Source organism: Streptomyces sp. NPDC017991, assembly GCF_044328075.1.
Taxonomy (GTDB): domain Bacteria; phylum Actinomycetota; class Actinomycetes; order Streptomycetales; family Streptomycetaceae; genus Streptomyces.
The window spans coordinates 36,220-55,210 of the sequence record NZ_JBIRGP010000002.1 but is presented as its reverse complement, the minus strand read 5'-3'; the positions used below and the strand labels follow the sequence as shown (position 1 = coordinate 55,210).

The following is an 18,991-nucleotide window of genomic DNA, read 5'->3' as shown; positions in this document are numbered from 1 at the left end:
ATTCCACGCTTTGGAGCATGCCGATGACGGCCTCGACCGTGTTGACCGCCCGCGCCCTGCTGCTGGACATGGACGGCACCCTCGTCAACTCGGACGCCGTCGTCGAGCGCGTCTGGCGCCGCTGGGCCGACCGGCACGGGCTCGACGGGGGCGAGGTCATGAAGGTCGTCCACGGGCGGCAGGGGTACGCGTCGATGGCCGTGCTGCTGCCGAGCCGGCCCATGGAGCAGAACTACGCCGACAACGCGCGCATGCTCGCCGAGGAGACCGCCGACATGGACGGGGTCGTGGCGATCGAGGGGGCGGCGGAGTTTCTGGCGTCCTTGCGGGAGCTGGGGGTGCCGCACGCGCTCGTCACGTCGGCGGATGTGGGGCTGTCCGCCGCGCGGATGGGGGCGGCGGGGCTTGCGCTGCCCGGTGTGCGGATCACCGCGGAGTCCGTGGGGGCGAGCAAGCCGGATCCTGAGGGGTTCTTGAAGGGGGCGGCGGAGTTGGGGGTCGCGCCTGGGGAGTGTGTGGTGTTCGAGGACTCGGGGGCGGGGATCTCGGCGGGGCGCTCCGCGGGGATGCGGGTGGTGGGGGTTGGGCCTCGGGCCGGGGTTCATCGGCCTGATGCGGTTGTTCGGGATCTTCGGGGGGTTTCGGTTGAGGGGTTGGAGGGTGGGGGTGTGCGGTTGCGGTTGCGGGTGGGGCGTTGAGTGTTGGGTGCGGGTCGGTGGGGGCTGGTCGCGCAGTTCCCCGCGCCCCTAAAAACAGCAAGACTGCGCCGTTCCCCGCGCCCCCGGAGGGCGACAAGATCGCGCCGTTCCCCGCGCCCCCGGAGGGCAAGGCTCGGCCCTTTCCGGGCTTCCCCGTGGTTGGGGTGGGGTCAGGGTTCTGTTGTTTCTGATTCCAGGCGGGCGCGGGTTTTTTCGGTGTAGACGCCCTTGTCGTCGTCTATGCCCCGGGTGAACTGGTAGTTGCGTACCGCGTTCTCGGTGCGGTTGTCGTAGTCGCCGTCCGCGTCGCCCACGTAGAGGGCCAACTGCTTGAGGCGCAGCTGTAGTTCGGTGACCTCGGGGCCCTCGTCGCCGCGGCGCAGCACCGCCGGGCCCGTCTTGTCCGTCGGGTCGGCGGACGTCGGGGCGGTGCTGACCGAGTTCTCGGGCGAGGGTGCCTGTGTCGTGGCGGACGTCCTGGTCGGGGTGGCCAACGCGCTCGGCGACTCCGACGTCGAGGGCGTCGGGCTCTCGCTCGCCGACGCGGACGCCGAGGCCGACTCCGACGCCGACGGTGACTCGGAGTCCGACGGGGACGGCTCGTCCACCGCCGTGTCCGGCACGCTCGCACGTATGCCGTCCGGGGCCGCGCCGTTCCGCGACGGCGACTCGTACGAGAACAGTCCGCTCGCGAACCCGGCCGCCGCGACCACGACCGCTGTGGCGCCGGCTCCCACGAGCACGAAACGACGTCGGCGGCCCGTGTTCTCGGGGATGTCCGAGAGGGCCGCGGGGTCGCCGTAACCGCCGTCGTGGTCGTGGGCGCCGGGGAAGTCGTCGGACGGGGCGCGCTGGAGAGGGATCGAGACGGTCGCCCGGTCGTCCGGTCCGTGCCCGGCCCCCGGCGTCGGAGCCTGCCGGCCACTACCGGGGTCGGCGGCGGAGCCCTCCGCGTGCACTTCCAGGTCCACGTAGGGGCGTATGCGCAGCGGGTCGAAGTCCTCCGCGGCCGCCGTCTCGGCGGACCGGGTCTCCAGGAGTTCGTCCGCCGCTCTGCGGGCGCAGCCGCATGTCGGGGAGCCCCCGGACTCCCTGGGTGCCCCGCATTCCGGGCATATATGACCGCTCCGGTCGCTCACGTCGTGGATCCTTCCCCGTACGAACTCCAGCGATTATGCAGACCCCCTCCACACAATCTCCCGGTTACCCCCGGAATCCCGAACTCCTGGCCGGATTCAACAGGCCATAACCGGTCACACCGACCACGATGGAAGAGGAACGGGATTCTCGTGGCCGGGAGGTCTTCATGGCCGAGGATGCGCACGGCAGGGACGGTAGGGACGGTAGGGGCAGTCAAGACGGCCGGAGCGACAGGGGTGGCGGGGGGCGGAGGGGTGGTGGGGGCGTACCCGCGGCGCCCCCCGACTTTCCTCAGCCCCGGCATCCTCGGGACCACTCGCGCGGTGCCACCGCAGTTCCGGAGCACGCGCAGGGCGGTGTCCTCCTCTCCATCGGGGCGCTGCTCCTGGGGCTGCTGCTCGCCGCGCTCGACCAGACCATCGTCTCGACCGCGCTGCCGACCATCGTCAGCGATCTCGGCGGGCTGGACCATCTGTCGTGGGTCGTCACGGCGTATCTGCTGGCTTCCACGGCCGCCACCCCGCTCTGGGGCAAGCTCGGCGACCAGTACGGGCGCAAGAAGCTGTTCCAGGTCGCCGTCGTGATCTTCCTGATCGGCTCGGCGCTGTGCGGCATGGCGCAGAACATGCCCCAGCTGATCGCCTTCCGCGCGCTCCAGGGCCTCGGCGGCGGCGGGCTCATCGTGCTGTCGATGGCGATCGTCGGCGACATCGTGCCGCCCCGGGAGAGGGGCAGGTACCAGGGGCTGTTCGGCGCGGTATTCGGCGCGACCAGTGTCCTCGGGCCCCTGCTCGGCGGGCTGTTCACCGAGCACCTGAGCTGGCGCTGGGTCTTCTACATCAACCTGCCCGTCGGGATCGTCGCGCTCGCGGTCATCGCCACCGTCCTGCACATCCCGGTCCGCTCCCGGCAGCACACGATCGACTACCTCGGTACGTTCCTGATCGCGGCCGTCGCCACCTGCCTGGTCCTCGTCGCCTCGCTCGGCGGCAACACCTGGGGCTGGGGCTCGCCGCAGATCATCGGCCTCGCGGTCCTGGGCGCCGTACTCGCCGTGCTGTTCGTGGCCGTCGAGCGCCGCGCCGCCGAACCCGTGCTCCCGCTGAAACTGTTCGGGATCCGCACCTTCACCCTCGCCGCGGTGATCAGCTTCGTCGTCGGCTTCGCGATGTTCGGAGCGATGACGTACCTGCCGACGTTCCTGCAGGTCGTCCAGGGTGTGTCGCCCACCATGTCGGGCGTGCACATGCTGCCGATGGTGGCCGGACTGCTGATCTCCTCGACGGTCTCCGGGCAGATCGTCAGCCGTACGGGCCGCTGGAAGGTGTTCCCCATCGCGGGCACCGCCGTCACGGCCCTCGGACTGCTGCTCCTCCACCGGCTCGACGTGGACAGCTCCACGGCCGAGATGAGCTTGTATTTCCTTGTCTTCGGCCTCGGACTCGGCCTGGTCATGCAGGTCCTCGTCCTGATCGTGCAGAACGCAGTCTCGTACGAGGACCTGGGCGTCGCGACCTCCGGCGCCACCTTCTTCCGGTCCATCGGGGCCTCGTTCGGCGTGGCCATCTTCGGCTCGGTCTTCACGAGCCGGCTGAGCGGCGAACTCGCCGACGTGCTGCGCGGGCAGGAACTGCCGGCGGGCCTGGGCGCCGACGCGCTGAAGTCCGACCCGAAGATCATCAGCGAACTGCCGGCCGCGCTCCGGCCACCCGTCGTCGAGGCGTACGCCGTCTCCATCACGGACGTCTTCCTGTACGCGGCCCCGGTCGCCGTCGTCGGCTTCGTGCTCGCCTGGTTCCTGCGCGAGGACAGGCTGCGGGGCTCGGTGACGGCGCCCGACGCCACCCAGACGCTCGCCAGCAACCCCGTGGAGCGTTCCTCGTACGACGAGGTGTGCCGCGCGCTGTCCGTGCTGGGCACCCGGGAGGGGCGGCGGCAGATCTACGAGAAGATCACCGCCCGCGCCGGGTACGACCTGCTGCCCGCCGCGAGCTGGCTGCTGCTGCGCATCAGGCGCTACGGCTGGGCCGAGCCCGCCGCCCTCGCCGAACGCAGCGGGGTGCCCCTGCAGATCGTCATCGAGGCCGCACGCCAGGTGGAGGAGCGGCGTCTCGGCGTACGGGAGGGGCTGGACCTCGTTCTCACCGAGGAGGGGCGTGAGGTGGCCGAGAAGCTGGCCGCGGCCCGGGAGGAGTCCCTCGCCGAACTCCTCGGCGACTGGTGGGGCCCGGACCGGCCCACCGACCTCTCCCAGCTCGTGACGGAACTGAACTCCGAGTTGTGCGGCTCCGATGCCGAGCGGCCCTACACCGAGCCGGTGGTGAAACCGGTCGGGCGGACGTGGCTCGCCAAGTGAGGTGACCTGGGCCCTACTTGGGGGCCCTCATGACGTGGATCCGGCCATGGGCCGTTTGTTAGCCGAAGTCCGGGCAACCCGACGGAGGAAGCGGCCCGCTGGGCCCAGAACCCGGAAGGCAATCCATGTCCACAGGCGTGATCATCGTTCTGATCGTGATCGTGGTGGCCGTTGTCGCCGCCGTGATCGCTCGGCTCGTGATGGCCCGCGGGGCGGGCGGCGGGCAGAGCCTGAAGCGGCGCTTCGGGCCCGAGTACGACCGGGCACTCGCCCGGCACGACGGCGACTCCCAGGCCGCCGAGCGTGAGCTTGAGGAGCGGGTGCAGCGGCACGGGTCGCTGCGCGAGCAGCCGCTGGAGCCCGCGGCGCTCGACCGCTACACGGTCCGCTGGACCGCGATCCAGGAGCAGTTCGTCGACTCGCCGCGCGACGCCGTCGTAGAGGCGGACCGGCTGCTCGGTGAGGTGGCGGGCGCGCGCGGCTTCCCGGCGGGCGACCGTTACGAGGAGCAGCTCTCCGCGCTCTCCGTGCACCACGCGCACCACGTGAACGGCTACCGCCGTGTCCACCTGGCCGCGCACCCGAACGGGGCCGGCGCCGACCGGGCCGACACGGAGGAGCTGCGTGAGTCCCTGGTCGAGGCCCGCGCGCTCTTCGACGCCCTGACCACCTCCGCGCGCGACGACAGGGCGCAGCTGCGGAAGGCCGACAGGGACGGCGGCGAGGAAGCGGCCGAGACCACTCGAACCGACAGCTCCCGCGGGCGTTCGCACGCGCCGTGGGCGCTCAACAGGCGCCATGTGAAGGGGAGTTGAGACGTATGCCGGACAACACCGCGGCAGGACCGTCCAAGGATCGGCAGGACGAGCGCGATGAGCGGGGCAATGTGACCAGGACGCCGGGAACGGGCGGCGCGGCGCACGGCGGCGGGTCCGCGGCCGGGCGGCTGACGGGCAACTCGGGCACGGCGGCGGGCGCGGCGGGCACGGCGGGGCCCGAGGCCTCGACGCGGGCAGGCTCCGCCGCGCGTGACGATGTGCTCGGCGGCCGGGACACGGCGGCCCAGGAGCGTGTGCGGGACGGCCAGGACACGGTGGTCGGCGGGCGGATTCCGGGCGCCGGCCCGCGTACGCCGGAGCAGGACCGCTCACCGGCGCGTGAGGGCGTCGCCGGGAAGGCCGTCGGCGGCACCGGCAAGGCGGCTCCGGTCGGCGGCCGGAGCGGCGCGTCCCGTGAGGGCGTCCTCGGCGCCGAGGCGCGGGTGAACGCCGGGACCGGGACCGGGACCGGGCCAGGGACCGGCGCGAGCACCGGCGGGCGGCTCATGCCGCACGACGAGGGCGACAAGTGGTCGCTGCGACTGCAGCACGCGGTCGCCGGGTTCGTCGACGGGCCCCGCGGCTCGGTCGAGGAGGCTGACCAGGTGCTCCAGGAGGTCGCCGAACGGTTCACCGCCGCCGTCACCGAGCGACGGCGCGCCCTGAGCACGTCCTGGCAGAGTTCCGCCGACGACAAGGCCGATACGGAGCAGTTGCGGCTGGCCCTGAAGGACTACCGCGAACTGACGGAACGACTGCTGAAGATCTGAGCACGGCTGCGTCCGCGCAACTCGCGTACGCGGTAGGCAAGTTGCGATGAGCTGAACGAATGTATGAGGCCCCACCCGGGCGACACGCCGGGCGGGGCCTCACACATGAACGCAGACGCGCCCCGGACCTGGAGAACTGGGACCCGGGCCCGTGCCGGCAACTCACGCCCGCCCGAGAAGCCGCCGACCGGTCGAACCCGTGGGGGCGACGCGGGGGCAAGCGACGGCTACGGCGTCCGTACCTCGCCGCCGACCGCCGACCGCCGACCGCTGACCGCTTGCGCGGCAGCGGGCGTGATGGCGGCAGTCGGGCGGCCCGCAAGGGTGCCGCGGGGGCGCGCGACGGCGGTGATACGCCGAACTCGCCGGTGGCCGGTCCAGCCGGTCGGCGGCGGCGGCGTGGCAGCGGGCGTGGTGGCGCCGGGCGGCCCGCAAGGGCGACAGCGTGTGTGACGGCGACGGTCGGGCGTCAGCGGGCGCGTGGTGGTGGCGGGCGGTCGGTGGCCCGACCGGCGTGGCCGTCGGGCGTCAGGTTGTGTGGTGTTTGTGCCAGGCGTGGACGATTTCCTCCACGTCGTACGGCTTCAGGCCCAGTGGTGGGCCCGGCGGCGGCTTGAACATCATTTCGCGGATCTTCGCGTTGATCTCCGTGACGATGCGCCGCACCACCCGCTCCGACGGCGCCGCGGCGGCCTGCTCCAGCGCGTCCTCCGCCTCCTTGCGCAGCGCCAGCGTGGGAGGCAGCACGGACATGCCCTCGCGGGCCATCTTCTGCTCGATCCACCACAGTTCGTCGTACGACGTGTCGGGGCCGCTCGGCAACGGCTCACCCGCGCCGACGAGTTCGGCGAACTCGCCGCGTGCCTCCGCCGCGCGGATCTGCCGGTCGACCCAGGACTCGAAGCCGACCCCGGGAGGTTTGCGCTCGGTCATGCGTCCAGTGTGCCGGAAGCCGTGCCGGAGGCCGCGCGGGGCCGGCGAGCGGTATGCGGCTGTGCCGCACGGTATGGACTGTGCGGAGCGGTATGTGATTGTGCCGGACGTCGTACGTCTTGGCGCTCTATCATTCGGCGGCGATACGTCGCCGGGCGTCGAACACGTCCCGGCGCGGGACAATCGGAACGTCGGAACGCGGAACGCGGAACGCGCGGGAACGAAGGAGCGCACGTGCTCGAACTCACCATGGCCTCGGTGTCCGGGACGGACGCCGGCGCGACGGCCGGAATGCAGATGGCCGACGCGCCGAGCGAGCCGGGCGCCGTGCTGCGGGTGGGGCGCGACCGGGGCGCGTGCCGCCTCGCGACGCCCGACGACTGGCTGTTCGTCTCGCGGGTCCACCTGGAGTTCCTGTGCGGGCCCGAGGGGACCTGGCAGGTGACCTGGCTGCGGGGCACGCACGACGACCCGTCGTCCGAGGTGCGGTTCTCGCTGGTGGGCGGAGGCGGCGGAGTCCAGCAGCCGCTGCCGTACGGCGGGACGGCGACGCTGCCCATGGGCGGTTCGGGCGAGCTGGTCATCCACGACCGCACGGGCCCGCGCAGCGTGAACGTGGGCTTCTACCACGAGGTCTGACCCCCCGGGTCCGGGTACGGCGAACCTCCGCTCGCGGCGCCCACGAACAGGCGGCGCCTGCGAACGAACAGGCGGCGCTCACGAACAGCGGCGCCTACGGAAGGACGCGCGCCAGCGCGAACCCGTCGTACCCCTTCACTCCCACCGTCTGGATCGCCGTCGCGCTCACCTTGGGGTGCGCGGCGAACAGGTCGAGCGCTTCGCGGGTGCCGCGCACACTCGGGTCGTCACTCGTGGCGTCGGTGACGGCCCCCTCGCGGACGACGTTGTCGAGGATGATCAGGCTGCCCGGCCGGGTGAGCTTCAGGGCCCACTCCACATAGCGCGGGTTGTTCACCTTGTCCGCGTCGATGAAGACCACGTCGAAGGGCGCGGGGTCCTCGTCGGCCAGCGTCTGCAGGCCGATCAGGGCCGGCCCCACCCGGACCTCGGTGATCTTGTCCAGGCCGGCGCGGGCGAGGTTGTGCCGGGCCACCTCGGCGTGTTGTTCGCTGTACTCCAGGGTGATCAGGCGCCCGTCCTCGGGCAGGGCGCGGGCCAGCCAGATGGTGCTGTAGCCGCCGAGTGTGCCGATCTCCAGGATGCGGGTCGCGCCCTGGATCACGGCGAGCAGATGCAGCAGCTTGCCCTGGTTCGGGGCGACGTTGATCTGCGGAAGTCCGGCGGCGTCGCTGTCGCGCAGCGCCTCGGTCAGGGCGGCGTCCGGCGGGGCGAGGAGCCCGGTGAAGTAGTCGTCCACGTCGTGCCAGAGCTGCGGCTCGGTCATGCGGTAAACCTTTCGTCTGTCTAGTTAGGTGCGCTAACTAGTTCCGTAGCCGAATATAGCCGGTTACCAGCACGTCGGGTGGTTGTATTCCCGTCACGGCCTCGCGTGGCGGCATGCCGAGGACTCTCTTCAGCCTTACAACACCTCCATCGGGACAAAAGAATGGAGGACGTCAGGTGAAGAGGGGGTTGCCCGCGTCTCACATCGGGGGTGGTGCGAGCCTCTTAGAGTTCGAGCAGGAAACAGACGCACGGGACCCCAGGGACTGATGGGGCTCATGGGGCGTAGAGGACGAACGGGGCGGGAGGGCCGACGGCACGTGGCAAATGTGGAGCACGGCGGACGACCAGGTGATCCCTTCGGGGCGACGGCGCCCGAGGCGGCCAGGGCGCGACTGGGCATGGTCCGCGCGGGCCTGTGGCTGGTCGCCGCCGTCCTGGCCGTCCGCCAGGTCGCCGTCGTCCTGAGTACGCCCAAGGGCGAGCGCCTGACGGATCTGGAGACCTGGGTCGGACCCGACGGCGTGCTGCATGTGAACGGTTCGCTGTACGACTCGACGCGCTTCACGGGCACACCCTTCGGCGGACTCGTCCTCAAGCCCCTCACCAAGGCGGCCGAGCAGGCCCTCGGCTGGGGCTGGACCTTCGGCACGCTGCTGCTGGTGGTCGCCCTCGGCCTGGTCGCCGCCCGCGCCCTCCCCCAACCGGTCAGCCGCCGCACGGCCCTCCTGGCCGCCCCCGTAGCGATCAGCCTGCTGATGCTGTCGCTCCCCGTGCGCAACACCCTGTATCTCGGCCAGACCAGCATCATCCCGGTCCTGCTCGTGCTCCTCGGCTGTTTCGCCGTACGCGGGGAACAGGCGAGCGGGGTGCTGATCGGCGTCGCCGCGGCCCTGCAGCCCACCGTCCTGCTGTTCGCGCCGCTCCTGTGGTTCACCGGCCGCCGCCGGGCCGCCGTCTCCTCCGCGCTCACCTTCGCCGCGCTCACCGCGCTCGCGTGGTCGGCGATGCCGCACGACTCGTACACGTACTGGGTGCATCACCTGGCCGGGGTCGGGCTCGGGCGGCCCGCCGACGATCTCGCCAACCAGTCCCTGCACGGGGCGCTGCTGCGGCTCGGTGTCGAGGGGCCGCTGGAGATCGGCCTCTTCCTGGCGCTCGGCACCGCCGTCGCCGTGCTCGGCCTGCGCCGCGCCGTGCGCTACGCCCGCGACGGACAGCTGCTGCTCGCCGTCGCGGTCACCGGCTGCGTCGCCGTCGCCGTCGCGCCGACCACCTGGCAGCACCAGCTGCTGTGGGTCCTGCTCGCACTGGTCGGCCGCGTCGGCAAGAAGGCGGGCGACCGTTACGTGTGGCCGGTCGCCGTCATCCTGGTGATGACCCTCCCCGCCAAGATGATGCTGCCGAACATGGCGTCCCTCTACCCGCTGCGCGACAACGTCGTGCTGCTCGCCGCCCTCGCCGCCGCGACCGTGGTTCCGTTTCTGTCCCGTACGTCGGAGTACTACCGGTCGCCCCTCCCGACCGAGTACGCGCGGCCGGTACCCACCCGGTGGAAGCGCGTCCCCCTCCTGCCCTTCCTGCGCCGGGTCCTCACCCGGCCGAATCTGCTCCTCGAACTGCTGCTGATCCGCGTCGGCTACTCCGCGTACCAGCAGGTCAGGCTCGCGGCGACCGGCGGCACCAACACCGGTGGCCGGGCCACCGCCGAACAGCACGGCGAGCAGATCCACTCGATCGAGAAGTTCCTCTTCATCGACATCGAGCACTGGGTCAACCACACGGTCGTGCGGATCGGCTGGCTGGAGGACTTCTTCAACTTCTACTACACGTCGTTCCACTTCGTGGTCCCGCTGACCGTGCTCGGCGTCCTGTACGCCCGCCGGCCCGCCGAGTACCGCTGGGCCCGCTCGGCGCTCGGCTTCGCCACGCTGTTCGCGCTCATCGGGTTCTGGCTCTATCCGCTGGCTCCGCCGCGGCTGATGCCCGGCCTCGGCTTCATCGACACCGTGCACGGTGTACAGGACTTCTCCCAGCCGGACTACGGCACGCTGACCGCGCTCACCAACCAGTACGCGGCGATGCCCTCGCTGCACTTCGGCTGGTCGCTGTGGTGCGGGCTCGTCATCGCGATCCTCGCCCCCAGGTGGTGGATGAAGGGACTCGGTCTGCTGCACCCGCTGTTCACGGTCTCCGCGATCGTGGCGACCGGCAACCACTGGGTGCTGGACGCGGTGGGCGGCGCGGCCGTCGTCGGCGCCGGCTTCGGGCTGACCTATCTGCTCCAGGGGCCCAGGCCCCGGCCGCTCGCCCTGACGAAGGCGGCGGAAGGAGCCTCCGGGAAAGCCGGAAACGCAGAGAAGGGCGGGGAGGCCCTGAAGGGCGAGAAGGCCGGGGACGCGGTGGCGGTCAGCACCGCGGGGCCGGGCCCGGCGAAGGGCCGTACCCCGAGCTGATCCGGTACTCGCCCGGCCCGGTCACCGTCAGCCGCGTGAACTCGCCCTCCTTTTCGAGGCAGCCCCCCTCGGCGTACAGCCAGGGCGAGAACGCGACCCGCACGGTCACCGGGCCGGGGCGCGGGACCCGCACCACGACCGCCGCGCTGTCGGCCCGTATCACCGAGGCGGGCGCCGACACCAGCGGTACCGCCCCGCGCACCCGGTAGACCCGCCAGTTCGGGTCGCGCCACACCGGCTCCAGCCACGGTGTGCCGTTCCTGACCAGGCGCGCCTCGTCCTCCGCGAAGCCGTCCGGCTTCCCCGCGGGCAGCACCACGAAGCCGACGGCCCACCGGTCGAGCCAGGCCCGGTAGGTCCTCTCCGAGAACGTCCCGTCGTAGAAGAGCCGGCCGCGCTCCATGTCCAGCTGCCGGTTCCAGCCGCGGGCCAGGTTCACGTGCGGGGCCAGCGCGGTGGCCTCGCGGTGGTTGCGGGCCGGGACCACCTCGACGCGCGTACGGTCCGCGCCGAGCCGGTCCAGGGCCTGCACGACGCTGGTGGTGTCGTGGGCCCAGGCGGGCACCACCGTCGACACCGCCAGATCGTCGACGGTCTTCTTGCCGACCCAGCCCACGGAGAACACCAGCGCCATGGCCAGCGCGACGCGCCGTCCCGCCCGGGCGGGCCCCGGCCCCGGCACCGCGAGCAGCGCGGCCAGCAGCGCGGCCGGGGCGAACAGCTCCGCCAGCCGCTCCACGTTCGTGCCCACCGGCGAGGGCACCAGGTACGTGAGGACCGTCCCCGCCGCGTACACGACCGCGCCGCGGCGCAGCACCCGCCAGCCAAGCGGGGCCAGCGTCAGCACGACGAGCGCGATCAGGACCGGTGGCCAGATCCGGGCGGCGGGCATCAACTGCTCGCCGGTGAACGGGAAGAGCAGGGTCGTCGCACCCACCACCACGACCGGCGGAACGATCAGCGCGGCGGCCCGCGCCCGGTCCCGTACGAGGGCGTGGCCGGCCCCCGCGACGACCAGGAACAGGCCCGCGACCGGGCTGGCCATGGTCGCCAGCGCCGCGTACGCGCACGCCGGCGGCAGGCGCCGCTCCCGGGTCAGCAGCACACAGGCGGCGAGTCCGAGGGCGACCCCGAGCGCGAACGTCGTACGCCCCGACGCGACGTTGCACCACAGGGCGAGCGACGCGAGCAGCGCCGGGCCCAGGGGGCGGCGGATCCCCGTACGGACGATGAGGGCCGCGGCCAGCCAGGCGGCCAGCAGCCCGGCCGCCACGGTGACCGTCCGCACGCCGAAGGCGGCCATCAGATAGGGCGAGATCAGGCTGTAGTTGGCGGTGTGCATCCCGCCGTACCAGAACAGGCTGTACGCCGATCCGCCGTGCCGGGACGCGAAGTCGGCCCAGGCCTCCTGCGCGGCCAGATCGCCGCCGCCGGTGGCCAGGAACAGCCACCACACCACATACAGCGGGACGGTCGGGAGGGTGGCGAGGAGCGGTACGCGGTGCCGTGTCCACACCGGCTCCCGAACCGGTCGGAGGCCCCGCTTCCGGGCGGTCCGCGCGCCCTCCTGCTCGACGGGGGACAGTTCGGCTGGGACCACGGCTCGGCGTTTCCGTTCGAAGTCTTCGAAGGTGTGGGTTGGCTGTGCCACCTGTGAAGACGCGTAACGGGGCAAAATCGTTCACCGGCCGGAGGAATCCTCCGGCCGTTCACTCGGTCGAGTCCTCGGTCGACCCCACAGCCGACCCGCAGCCGACCCGCAGTCGACGCCTCAGTCGACGCCGACCTGCAGTTCCTTCACGCCGTTGATCCAGGCCGAGCGCAGTCGGCGCGGGTCGCCGACCAGGCGCACCCCGGGCATCGCGTCGGCGATCGCGTTGAAGATGAGGTCGATCTCCAGGGTGGCCAGGGATTTGCCGAGGCAGAAGTGCGGGCCGCCGCCCCCGAAGCCGAGGTGCGGGTTCGGGTCGCGGTCGATGTCGAAGACCTCCGGCGTGTCGAAGACCTCCGGGTCGTTGTTGGCGGACGAGTAGAAGAGGCCGACGCGGTCGCCCTTCCTGATCAGCTTGCCGCCCAGTTCGGTGTCCTGGGTCGCGGTGCGCTGGAAGGCGACGATGGGCGTGGCCCAGCGGACGATCTCCTCCGCGGCGGTCGCCGGGCGCTCCCGCTTGTAGAGGTCCCACTGGTCGGGGTGGGTGAGGAAGGCGTGCATGCCGTGCGTGATGGCGTTGCGGGTCGTCTCGTTGCCCGCGACGGCCAGCATCAGTACGAAGAAGCCGAACTCGTCGGAGGCGAGGTTGCCCTCGTCCTCGGCGGCGACCAGCGTGGTGACGATGTCCTTGGCGGGGCACTGCTTGCGGTCGGCCGACATGTTCATCGCGTAGGCGAGGATCTCGGTGGCGGCCTCCTGGCCGATCTCCTCGGTGATCGCGTACTCCGGGTCGTCGTACGCGATCATCTTGTTGGACCAGTCGAAGATCTTGGAGCGGTCGTCCTGCGGGATGCCGATGAGTTCCGCGATCGCCTGGAGGGGCAGTTCGCTGGCCACCTCGGTGACGAAGTCGAAGGAGCCGCCGGGGCCGGCGTTCGCGAGGGCGGTCGCGACGATCCGGCTCGCGCGGCTGTGCAGGTTCTCCTCCAGGGCGCGGATGGCGCGCGGGGTGAAGCCGCGCTGGACGATCTGGCGGACCCGGGTGTGCTCGGGCGGGTCCATGTTGAGCAGGATCAGCCGCTGGGCGTCGATCGCGTCCCGTTCCATGTGCGGGCCGAAGCGGATGATCGCGGTGTTGAGGGTGGAGGAGAACAACTCGGGGTGCGTGGAGACGTACCTGACGTCGGTGTGCCGGGTGACGGCCCAGTAGCCCTCGTCCTGGAAGCCGGCGGCATTGGCCGGCTGCGGGATCCAGCGGACCGGTTCGGCCTGACGCAGCTCGGCGAACTCCGGGAGGGGCACGCGGTGGTGCAGCACATCGGGGTCGGTGAAATCGAACCCGTCGGGCAGCGCTGGACAGGGCATCGGCAACTCCAGGTCGTGAAGTCCAGGTCGTACGACGGTCAGGTTCTGACGGTCCATCAGGCACCGGGAATTGCCGTGAAGGTAGTAACGGGTTCTACAAGAGGCAAGGGGCGCGGCACCCCGAATCTCGATGCGTGCTTCGTTCCCGTGCGGGGCTGCTTCGGTACTGGGTACGCCGAGTTCGCGACTTCGGGAGCTGCACGACCCTTGCGGTGGCGGACGCCGGGTCAGCAGACTGCGTACAGAACTAGAACGCGTACTAGTTCAGCGTGGCGGGTGGGCCGGGACGCCCGCGCCGCGCGGGTGACCCGAGGAGAGGAACTCCCCATGGCCGCGGAACCCGTGATCGTCGAAGCCGTACGCACCCCCATCGGCAAGCGCGGTGGCGCGCTCGCCCATCTGCATCCCGCCTATCTGCTGGGCGAGACCTACCGTGAACTCCTCGGCCGTACCGGCATCCACGCGGACTGCGTCGAGCAGATCGTCGGCGGCACGGTGACGCACGCCGGTGAGCAGTCCATGAACCCCGCCCGCACGGCCTGGCTGACGATGGGACTGCCGTACGAGACGGCGGCGACCACGGTCGACTGCCAGTGCGGTTCCTCGCAGCAGGCCTCGCACATGGTCGCCAACATGGTCGCGGCCGGGGTGATCGACGTCGGCATCTCGTGCGGCGTCGAAGCCATGTCGCGGGTGCCGCTGGGCTCCGGGTCCAAGCACGGACCGGGCAAGCCGTTCCCCGACGAGTCGAACGTGGACCTGCCGAACCAGTTCGAGGCGGCCGAGCGGATCGCGCGCCGTCGTGGGCTGACGCGCGGACACGTGGACTCGCTGGGGCTCGTTTCGCAGGAGCGGGCCGCCGCCGCCTGGTCCGAGGAGCGGTTCAAGCGCGAGACCTTCGCCGTGCAGGTGCCCACCACGGAGGACGAGCAGCGCGCCGGGCAGGGCATGTGGCGGCTCGTCGACCGGGACGAGGGACTGCGCGACACCTCCATGGAGGCCCTCGCGAAACTCAAGCCGGTCATGCCCACGGCCGTCCACACGGCCGGCAACTCCTCCCAGATCTCCGACGGCGCCTGCGCCATCATGTGGGCGTCGAAACGGATGGCGCGGGCGCTGAAGCTGCGCCCCCGCGCCCGGATCGTCGCCCAGGCGCTGGTCGGCTCCGACCCGCACTTCCACCTCGACGGACCGATCGACGCGACGAACGCCGTCCTGGGCAAGGCCGGGATGTCCCTGAAGGACATCGACCTCGTCGAGATCAACGAGGCCTTCGCGTCAGTGGTGTTGAGCTGGACCCAGGTCTTCGGGCAGGACCTGACGAAGGTGAACGTGAACGGCGGCGCGATCGCGCTCGGGCATCCGGTCGGGGCGACGGGGGCGCGGCTCATCACCACGGCACTCCATGAACTGGAGCGCAGGGACAAGGAGTTCGCACTCGTCGTGATGTGCGCGGGCGGGGCGTTGTCGACGGGGACGATCATTCAGCGGCTCTGACGGGAACATTGACAGCGGCTGATCGGGTGAGGGGCTTTCGACCCGGCCGGCCACCCTGGGTGCGGGTGCGGGCCGAGGGATCGTCGGTCGCTGGGACTAGGTCCCGCGCCCCATGCGGGCCGCGGAACTGCTGGCTAGGTTCGACAACCATGGGGATCATGGGAACGGAACCTCGCCGGACGCCGGAACGCAGGCGCGACACGCTGGAACGCCTCGGTGCGGAGCGGGACGTCTGGGTGTCGACGGCTCATCCGGATCACGGGCCGCACCAGGTGCCTCTGTGGTTCCTGTGGGACGGACGAGCGCTCTGGATGTGCACCGGCGCGACCTCCGTGACCGCGCGGAACGTCCGTGCGGAGCCGCGTGTGCGCCTGGCGCTGCCGGACACCTTCGATGTGGTGCTTCTCCAGGGGGAGGCGGAGTGCTTCCCCGAGCACGAGGTGCCTTCGGACGCGGCGGAGGCGTTCGCCGGCAAGTTCGGCTGGGACCCGCGCGCCGAGGAGGGGTCCTTTGTGTATGTACGCGTGACGCCGAGGACCGTGCGCGCCTGGCGCGGCGAGCCGGAACTGCGCGGCAGGGTCGTCATGCGCGACGGGACATGGCTGGGTCACCCCCGCCGGCGCGAGGGTGACCCGCCGGACGCCCTAGCGCCGCGGCAGTGAGGTGTTGGTGATCGGGAGCGACCGGCTCGCGCCGGACACGTACATGTCCCTCGAGGCCGTGCGCAGTGTGAACGTGTCGTCGTAGTCGCGGACCCGCACGAGCATCATGAAGGCACCGTCGGCCCTGGTGGTCGTCCGCACGCGGTACTGGCTCTCCCGGTAGGTCTGCAGGAAGACCTCGGTGTCACCGGGCTCGACCCCTTCGGGGAGGGTGACCCTGCCCTGGACGATGAGGATGTCGCCCGCCTTCAGTCTCTTCCTGTTGACCGTGTAAGTGACGGAGCTGGACCTGGCGTCGGCGGTCACGGTGGTGTCCGCGAAGTAGCCGTCCTGCGGGGTGTCGAGGTCGCCGTCCTCGTCGTAGAGAGCCGTGATCCGCACCCCCTGCTGGACGTTGAGCAGGCTGCTCGCGCCCACGTGGTCGATGTCGACGTCCGGGATCGTGAACCTGCCGTCGGCGTCGCTGACCGGCCTGCCCAGTTCGCGCGGCTCGTAGTAGGTGGGGTCGATCGGGTCGCCCCACGGGTTCCAGGTGGTGAAGCGGACGACTTCCTCGACGGTGACGGGGATGTGGGGCGCCGGGGTGCCGTCCGCCTTGGTGACGGTGCCGGTGACGTCGACGCGGCGGTTGTCGTAGTCGGTGGTGGCCGGGTCGGTGCTCACGGTCAGCACGTAGGCGTCGCCGGGAGCGGCGTCCGCGGACTTCGCGGAGGCGGCGGGCGCGGACAGGGCTCCGGCGGTGAGCAGGAGCGCGGCGACGGCGGCGAGCCGCGTCGGCAGGTACTTCCTGGGCACAGGTCAACTCCGAGTTCGGTCGGGACTGCGAGATCGGGACTGCGGGATCGGGACTGAAGGAGTCGCGCCGGGCGGCACCGGTTCCGCCACGGCGCAGGTGTGCGACGCACCGGGTTCGACCGGCCGGGCGGAACGGGAGTTGTACCTGAGCGGTGCCCGTTACGCGGCTGTGGCAGGAGGGTGATTCGTGCGGGTTTCGGGTTCACCTGGATGTCGGCCGCAGGACGCCGGGAGTGCCCCGGGGGGAGCGGGGTCGGGGGCGGGATCGGGAGTCGGGACGGGGCCGGCGGGGCCGGCGCGGTGCGCGCAGGGCCACTGTGAACTGGCCATCATGAACTGGCCACCGTGAAACCGGGGGACGCTCGGGCACCGGGGACGAAATCCAACAGGCGTGTTCCTGCGAATGCCCAGTGGCGGCAGCGACGTACATGGCTGACATGGGCATGACCTGCCGCCGGACGCCACGGCAGGAGCCACGTGAGCCTACGGAGGAGCGATCGTGCGGGATATATTCGACATCCTGGAGAGCCAGGTCACGGCGAACGCCTCGAACGCCGTCGAGATGTACGCGAAAGAACTCCCCGAATACCAGCGGGCGCAGGGCGAGCCGCGACTCCACGACGCGATCATGGAATTCGCGGTCACCATCCGCCGCCGCACCATCTCCCTCGCCCGGGAGGGAGATCCGCTCTCGGACGAGGATCTCTCCCTCATCTCGTCGATCGGACAGGACCGCGGGGTGAAGGGGTTCTCCGAGTCGTCCCAGCAGAACGCCCTCACGCTGCACACCAGCGCCATGCTGCGGGAGATCAGCGAGGCGCCCGCCACGCACGACATGGACGGCCTGCTGCGCATGGTCACCTGGTTCTCGGCGCAGGCCGGAACGGCTCGTGGCGCCTATATGTTCGGATTCGAGAAGGGGCGCTCCCGTGCGCTGTCGGCGGTGGCGCGGGTCCAGTCGTGCGCGAAAATGCTGCTGGCCGACGATCCCGCGGCCCCCGACGTCAGCCGGAACCTGGGCCTGCCCACTCCTGGCCGCTACGCCGTCACCGTGCTGCGGTTCCCGGCGTCACGCTCCCTGCCGGACAGCGGGACGCGTGCCGCGCTGCTCGAACCGTTCCTCCTGGGTCATCGGGTGCCCATGCTCTGGCGGCGGCCGGAGGAGTTCGTCGCGCTGGTCCCGGCCGATGACACGGACCCGGCCGCGGTGGACCGGCACGTCCTCTCCCTCGCCCAGGACTTCGCGGCGGCCGTCGCACTGCCGTGCGCCGTCGGCACGGCCACCGGAGCGGTCTCCGCGCTGGCCGAGACCGCGCAGAGGGCCAGACTGGTCAGCAGGGCCGCGCCCGTCACCAGTCCCCCCGACCGCGCCTGCACGGCCGCCGACGTCTTCGTCGAGATGGGGCTGGTCCAACTGCCCCAGCTCGACGACTGGTTACGCGACCTCACAGGACGCCTGGCGGAGGGCCCCGACCTCGTGGCGACGCTGGACGCCTACTACCGCGCCGACATGAACCGGCTGCGGGCCTCCGCCGCGCTGCACGTCCACCCCCGCACCCTGGACTACCGGCTGCGCCGGGTGCGGGCCCTGACCGACGTGGACCCCGGCTCCACCAAGGGGGTCCGCCTCCTCAGCGCCGCCGTCACCCGGGTGCGGGCCGGCGCCTGGGGCTGACTGCGCCGCGCGGTGGCGCATGGCGAAGGCGGCGGCCCGGGGATCGGGGCCGCCGCCTTCGCGTACGGGGGGTGGTGCGGGTCGGCTCAGTACCAGCCGTTCGCCTGCCAGAAGTTCCAGGCGCCGACCGGGCTGCCGTAGCGGGAGTTCATGTAGTCGAGGCCCCACTTGATCTGGGTCTTCGCGCTGGTCTTCCAGTCGGAGCCCGCGGAGGACATCTTCGAGGCGGGCAGGGCCTGGACCAGGCCGTAGGCGCCGGAGGAGGAGTTCGTGGCGTCGACGTCCCAGCCGCTCTCGTGCTCGACGATCTTCGAGAACGCCTTGTACTGGGCGTCGTCGTGGATCATCTTCTGCGCGATCGTCCTGGCCGACGCGGAGGAGGCCACCGTGGGGGTCGCGGCCTGGGCGGGGCCCGACGCGAGGACCATGCCGGCGGTGGCGGCCGCCACGGCGGCGCCGGTGAGGGCCTTCTTCGGGGTGGCGACGAGACGGATGCGGGTGGAGAAGGACACGGAGAACCTTTTCTTCGGGGACGGGGCGGTCGCTCGTACGCCCTGACCTCAGCCCTGGCATGCGGTGGCGCCGAGGCCCTGAGGGGCACGTCGGCGCCTTGCGACTCCACCAATGAACCAGGCCGGGAGTGCGTCCGCAATGCCCCCTTTTGCTAGTTGTGGTCGTATCCGCCGCGAAAGGTCCCTCTGTGAGGTGGCTCTCAATCCGCAGGTCAGAGGCCATAAGGCCGTGGGCATGACAAGAGCCGCGCCCTACGGT

The 18,991-nt window shown here is 71.3% G+C and carries 16 protein-coding genes; 9 read left to right on the top strand and 7 right to left on the bottom strand.

Annotated features, from left to right (window positions below; translation table 11 throughout):
* Positions 1 to 17: 17 nt before the first annotated feature.
* The gene (locus ACH4DZ_RS04885) at positions 18 to 698 is read left to right on the top strand and encodes an HAD family hydrolase (protein WP_398285524.1); all 681 of its coding nucleotides are present in this window, start codon (positions 18 to 20) and stop codon (positions 696 to 698) included.
* Positions 699 to 868: 170 nt separating this feature from the next.
* On the opposite strand, the gene ACH4DZ_RS04880 is transcribed toward ACH4DZ_RS04885, so the two are convergent.
* The gene (locus ACH4DZ_RS04880; RefSeq protein ID WP_398285523.1) at positions 869 to 1,837 is read right to left on the bottom strand and encodes a peptidoglycan-binding protein; all 969 of its coding nucleotides are present in this window, start codon (positions 1,835 to 1,837) and stop codon (positions 869 to 871) included.
* Positions 1,838 to 2,004: 167 nt separating this feature from the next.
* On the opposite strand from ACH4DZ_RS04880, the gene ACH4DZ_RS04875 reads away from it, so the two are divergent.
* From ACH4DZ_RS04875 to ACH4DZ_RS04865, 3 genes are all read left to right on the top strand, one after another.
* On the top strand, positions 2,005 to 4,194 hold the full coding sequence (locus ACH4DZ_RS04875) for a DHA2 family efflux MFS transporter permease subunit (protein ID WP_398285522.1): 2,190 nt from the start codon (positions 2,005 to 2,007) through the stop codon (positions 4,192 to 4,194).
* Positions 4,195 to 4,319: 125 nt separating this feature from the next.
* Positions 4,320 to 5,009 (top strand): hypothetical protein, encoded by a 690-nt coding sequence (locus ACH4DZ_RS04870; RefSeq protein WP_398285521.1) that lies wholly within the window; start codon positions 4,320 to 4,322, stop codon positions 5,007 to 5,009.
* A gap of 5 nt (positions 5,010 to 5,014) precedes the next feature.
* The gene (locus tag ACH4DZ_RS04865; RefSeq protein ID WP_398285520.1) at positions 5,015 to 5,782 is read left to right on the top strand and encodes a hypothetical protein; all 768 of its coding nucleotides are present in this window, start codon (positions 5,015 to 5,017) and stop codon (positions 5,780 to 5,782) included.
* Between the two features lie 528 nt (positions 5,783 to 6,310).
* Here the strand turns inward: ACH4DZ_RS04865 and ACH4DZ_RS04860 are convergent.
* Positions 6,311 to 6,715, bottom strand: coding sequence for a DUF1992 domain-containing protein (locus tag ACH4DZ_RS04860; RefSeq protein ID WP_398285519.1), 405 nt, complete (start codon positions 6,713 to 6,715; stop codon positions 6,311 to 6,313).
* A gap of 234 nt (positions 6,716 to 6,949) precedes the next feature.
* On the opposite strand from ACH4DZ_RS04860, the gene ACH4DZ_RS04855 reads away from it, so the two are divergent.
* Positions 6,950 to 7,354 (top strand): hypothetical protein, encoded by a 405-nt coding sequence (locus ACH4DZ_RS04855; RefSeq protein WP_398285518.1) that lies wholly within the window; start codon positions 6,950 to 6,952, stop codon positions 7,352 to 7,354.
* Between the two features lie 94 nt (positions 7,355 to 7,448).
* Here the strand turns inward: ACH4DZ_RS04855 and ACH4DZ_RS04850 are convergent, their stop codons facing one another.
* Complete coding sequence (locus ACH4DZ_RS04850; RefSeq protein WP_398285517.1) at positions 7,449 to 8,120, bottom strand: O-methyltransferase; 672 nt, start codon at positions 8,118 to 8,120, stop codon at positions 7,449 to 7,451.
* A 319-nt stretch (positions 8,121 to 8,439) separates the two neighbouring features.
* Here ACH4DZ_RS04850 and ACH4DZ_RS04845 point away from each other — a divergent pair, with 319 nt between their 5' ends.
* On the top strand, positions 8,440 to 10,575 hold the full coding sequence (locus ACH4DZ_RS04845; RefSeq protein WP_398285516.1) for a bifunctional glycosyltransferase 87/phosphatase PAP2 family protein: 2,136 nt from the start codon (positions 8,440 to 8,442) through the stop codon (positions 10,573 to 10,575).
* Here the strand turns inward: ACH4DZ_RS04845 and ACH4DZ_RS04840 are convergent.
* Complete coding sequence (locus ACH4DZ_RS04840) at positions 10,529 to 12,091, bottom strand: hypothetical protein (protein WP_398286202.1); 1,563 nt, start codon at positions 12,089 to 12,091, stop codon at positions 10,529 to 10,531. The genes ACH4DZ_RS04845 and ACH4DZ_RS04840 overlap by 47 nt on opposite strands.
* Positions 12,092 to 12,346: 255 nt before the next feature.
* Positions 12,347 to 13,591 carry a cytochrome P450 gene (locus ACH4DZ_RS04835; protein ID WP_398286201.1) on the bottom strand — a complete coding sequence of 415 codons (1,245 nt, stop codon included), beginning with the start codon at positions 13,589 to 13,591 and terminating at the stop codon, positions 12,347 to 12,349.
* A gap of 327 nt (positions 13,592 to 13,918) precedes the next feature.
* Between ACH4DZ_RS04835 and ACH4DZ_RS04830 the strand changes: the two genes are divergently transcribed.
* Both ACH4DZ_RS04830 and ACH4DZ_RS04825 read left to right on the top strand, forming a co-directional pair.
* Positions 13,919 to 15,088: a steroid 3-ketoacyl-CoA thiolase gene (locus tag ACH4DZ_RS04830; RefSeq protein ID WP_398285515.1), complete on the top strand. Its 1,170-nt coding sequence runs from the start codon at positions 13,919 to 13,921 to the stop codon at positions 15,086 to 15,088.
* 149 nt (positions 15,089 to 15,237) lie between these two features.
* Positions 15,238 to 15,750 (top strand): pyridoxamine 5'-phosphate oxidase family protein, encoded by a 513-nt coding sequence (locus tag ACH4DZ_RS04825; RefSeq protein WP_398285514.1) that lies wholly within the window; start codon positions 15,238 to 15,240, stop codon positions 15,748 to 15,750.
* Here the strand turns inward: ACH4DZ_RS04825 and ACH4DZ_RS04820 are convergent.
* Positions 15,733 to 16,545, bottom strand: coding sequence for an acyl carrier protein (locus tag ACH4DZ_RS04820; protein WP_398285513.1), 813 nt, complete (start codon positions 16,543 to 16,545; stop codon positions 15,733 to 15,735). The two genes, ACH4DZ_RS04825 and ACH4DZ_RS04820, sit on opposite strands and share 18 nt — an antisense overlap.
* A gap of 499 nt (positions 16,546 to 17,044) precedes the next feature.
* Here ACH4DZ_RS04820 and ACH4DZ_RS04815 point away from each other — a divergent pair, with 499 nt between their 5' ends.
* On the top strand, positions 17,045 to 18,220 hold the full coding sequence (locus ACH4DZ_RS04815) for a PucR family transcriptional regulator (protein ID WP_398285512.1): 1,176 nt from the start codon (positions 17,045 to 17,047) through the stop codon (positions 18,218 to 18,220).
* An 86-nt stretch (positions 18,221 to 18,306) separates the two neighbouring features.
* Here ACH4DZ_RS04815 and ACH4DZ_RS04810 read toward each other — a convergent pair whose 3' ends face one another.
* On the bottom strand, positions 18,307 to 18,732 hold the full coding sequence (locus tag ACH4DZ_RS04810; protein WP_398285510.1) for a transglycosylase SLT domain-containing protein: 426 nt from the start codon (positions 18,730 to 18,732) through the stop codon (positions 18,307 to 18,309).
* Positions 18,733 to 18,991: the final 259 nt, after the last annotated feature.

What these genes read in the sequence shown, in the direction of transcription:
- ACH4DZ_RS04885 (WP_398285524.1), top strand. Translation starts at nt 18, where the DNA reads ATGCCGATGACGGCCTCGACCGTGTTGACCGCCCGCGCCCTGCTGCTG.
- ACH4DZ_RS04875 (WP_398285522.1), top strand. Translation starts at nt 2,005, where the DNA reads ATGGCCGAGGATGCGCACGGCAGGGACGGTAGGGACGGTAGGGGCAGT.
- ACH4DZ_RS04870 (WP_398285521.1), top strand. Translation starts at nt 4,320, where the DNA reads ATGTCCACAGGCGTGATCATCGTTCTGATCGTGATCGTGGTGGCCGTT.
- ACH4DZ_RS04865 (WP_398285520.1), top strand. Translation starts at nt 5,015, where the DNA reads ATGCCGGACAACACCGCGGCAGGACCGTCCAAGGATCGGCAGGACGAG.
- ACH4DZ_RS04860 (WP_398285519.1), bottom strand. Translation starts at nt 6,715, where the DNA reads ATGACCGAGCGCAAACCTCCCGGGGTCGGCTTCGAGTCCTGGGTCGAC.
- ACH4DZ_RS04850 (WP_398285517.1), bottom strand. Translation starts at nt 8,120, where the DNA reads ATGACCGAGCCGCAGCTCTGGCACGACGTGGACGACTACTTCACCGGG.
- ACH4DZ_RS04835 (WP_398286201.1), bottom strand. Translation starts at nt 13,591, where the DNA reads ATGCCCTGTCCAGCGCTGCCCGACGGGTTCGATTTCACCGACCCCGAT.
- ACH4DZ_RS04830 (WP_398285515.1), top strand. Translation starts at nt 13,919, where the DNA reads ATGGCCGCGGAACCCGTGATCGTCGAAGCCGTACGCACCCCCATCGGC.
- ACH4DZ_RS04825 (WP_398285514.1), top strand. Translation starts at nt 15,238, where the DNA reads ATGGGGATCATGGGAACGGAACCTCGCCGGACGCCGGAACGCAGGCGC.